Origin of the sequence: Roseomonas rosulenta (assembly GCF_016106005.1) — a bacterium.
GTDB classification, from domain to species: domain Bacteria; phylum Pseudomonadota; class Alphaproteobacteria; order Acetobacterales; family Acetobacteraceae; genus Neoroseomonas; species Neoroseomonas rosulenta.
In genome coordinates this window covers 1-1,309 of record NZ_JACADR010000538.1, presented here as the reverse complement: position 1 = coordinate 1,309, position 1,309 = coordinate 1, and the positions used below count along the sequence as shown (strand labels likewise).

At 74.4% G+C, this 1,309-nt stretch carries 1 protein-coding gene; it reads right to left on the bottom strand.

Features of this window, described 5'->3' with window-relative positions:
* Positions 1 to 178: 178 nt before the first annotated feature.
* Entirely contained in the window at positions 179 to 1,303 is a 1,125-nt protein-coding gene (gene lptG / locus HW578_RS26685) for an LPS export ABC transporter permease LptG (protein WP_198373718.1), read from the bottom strand.
* Positions 1,304 to 1,309 lie beyond the last annotated feature (6 nt).

The following is a 1,309-nucleotide window of genomic DNA, read 5'->3' as shown; positions in this document are numbered from 1 at the left end:
TGGTCGCGGGCCGGCTGCGCGGCGGCAGCGGCCGGGGCGGGCTGGCCGGGCAGCGAGGTGGCGACGTCCTGCGGCGCGACGATGGGCGGCAGCGCGGACTGCTGCGCCAGCGCGGGCGCACCGCCGGCGGCGAGAAGGATGGCGAGTGCGCCCTTGCGGAACATCGCGGCCCTCACGGTCAGCCATCCTCCAGATGCAGCAGCAGCGCGGTGGCGAGCAGGAAGCCCGCACCCGCCGGCGCCCAGGCCGCGAAAACGACCGGCAGCGTGCCGGCCTGGCCGAATTCGCCGGTGATCTTGTCGATGACGAACAGCGCAAAGCCAGCGGCCACGCCCCCGCCGATCATCTGCGCGACACCGCCCCGGCGCGAGGAGCGCATCGAGAACCCCGCCGCCAGCAGCGCCATCGCGGCCGCGAGCAGCGGCAGCGCGAGCAGCGACTGGAAGTGCAGCCGGTGCCGCACCGCCGAGAATCCCGCCTGTTCCAGCACCTGAATGAAGTCCGGCAAGGCCCAGAAGGACAGCGTGTCCGGGCTCGCGAAGGAATCCTGGATGCGCGCAGGCGTGAGGTCGGTGGGCAGCTCGACGCGCTGCGCCGGGGCGGGCGTGCGGTCGGCGCCGAAGGCCACGGCATCGGCGATGATCCAGCGCCCCGGCGCCAGCACGGCCGAGGGTGCCTCCACGCGCGACAGGGGCCGGTCGTCGGCCGACAGGCGCCACAGGCTGACATCGGCAAGGCGGAAGGCCTCGCCGGGGTTCAGCTCGCGCGCCGCGACCGGGCGGCCCGACAGGATCGCGACCCCGCGCGGGTCGAGCCCTGGGTCGGCCTGGCGCAGCCACAGCCGCCCGCCGGCCAGCGCCGAGATGCCGCTGGTGTTGCGCAGGAACTGCGCGTCGAGCCGTTCGGCCCGTGCCAGCATGGCGGAGGAGAGCGGCGATACCGCGGCCGTCGCCAGCGCACCGAGCAACACCGCCACCGCCACCGGCCCGGCCAGGAAGCCCCAGGCGGAGACCCCCGCCGCGCGCGCCACCACCAGCTCCGAGGATCGCGTCAGCCGCCAGAAGGCGATGATGCCCCCAAGCAGGATCGCGAAGGGCAGGATCTGCATGGCGACGAAGGGCAGGCGTAGGGCGGCGATCTGGGTCACCAGGGCGAAGGTCGCGTCCTGGCGCGTGGCCGCGCGGCGCAGCAATTCGATCAGGTCGAACAGTGCGACCAGCCCCGCCAGCGCCGCCAGCATCGCCACCGTCATCGCGGCGAAGCGCCGCGCGACATAGACCATCAGGGTGCGCGCGAAGGTCACGGCGCG